Source organism: Rubrivivax benzoatilyticus JA2 = ATCC BAA-35 (assembly GCF_000190375.1).
Taxonomy (GTDB): domain Bacteria; phylum Pseudomonadota; class Gammaproteobacteria; order Burkholderiales; family Burkholderiaceae_C; genus Rubrivivax; species Rubrivivax benzoatilyticus.
Genome location: NZ_AEWG01000098.1, coordinates 1 through 818, shown reverse-complemented (window position 1 = coordinate 818; position 818 = coordinate 1). Strand labels below are relative to the sequence as shown.

At 71.1% G+C, this 818-nt stretch carries 1 protein-coding gene; it reads right to left on the bottom strand.

Going from position 1 to position 818, the window contains the following annotated elements:
• Positions 1 to 131 precede the first annotated feature (131 nt).
• Complete coding sequence (locus tag RBXJA2T_RS11620) at positions 132 to 689, bottom strand: chemotaxis protein CheW (protein ID WP_009857567.1); 558 nt, start codon at positions 687 to 689, stop codon at positions 132 to 134.
• Between the last annotated feature and the right edge of the window lie 129 nt (positions 690 to 818).

Sequence of the window (818 nt, the reverse complement as noted above, 5' to 3'; positions counted from 1 at the left end):
CCGGCGGCGGCTGCAGACGGCGCTGCCGCCCGAGGCGGCAGCGGCCGGGACTCGGCCCGGCGACGGAGGCGGTGCGGCCGGTGATCCTCATCAGGGTGGGCCCCGGCGAGTGCGGCCCGGCTCCCGAGGGCTCAGTGGGTGGCGCTGTCCATCAGGCCCATGTCGGCGCTGCTCATCAGCGCCTCGATGTCGACCAGGATCAGCATGCGCTCGGCGTCGCCGCTCTTCACCGCGCCGATGCCGGTGATGTAGTGGGCCTCGATGCTGGAGCTGAGCTCCGGCGCCGGCTTGATCTGCTCGCGGTTGAGCTCGAGCACGTCGGACACCGAGTCGACCACGGCGCCGACGACGCGGCCGCGCACGTTGAGCACGATGACGACGGTGAAGCCGTTGTACTCGGCGCTCTCGCAGCCGAGCTTCAGGCGCAGGTCGATGATCGGCACGATGACGCCGCGCAGGTTCACGACACCCTTGATGAACGACGGCGCGTTGGCGATGCGCGTCGGCGGCTCGTAGGAGCGGATCTCCTGCACGCGCAGGATGTCGATGCCGTACTCCTCGCCGCCGAGGCGGAAGGTGAGGAACTCACCGCCGGCCTGGCCCTCGACGGCCGCGGCGCCGTTCGAGGCGGAGGCCGCGCGCGTGCGCTCGCTGCGGGCAGAGGGGGCAACTTCGGTCAGCATGTCCATTTCGTGTCCTTCAGGAAGGCGTCGTACGGGTTATCGACCGTCGCGGCGCCGAGTTGAGCGGGGCGGGCGTGGCAGATGCCACGCCGGGCGTCAGAACGTTTCCCAGTCGCCGTCGTCGCGTGCGGCCGG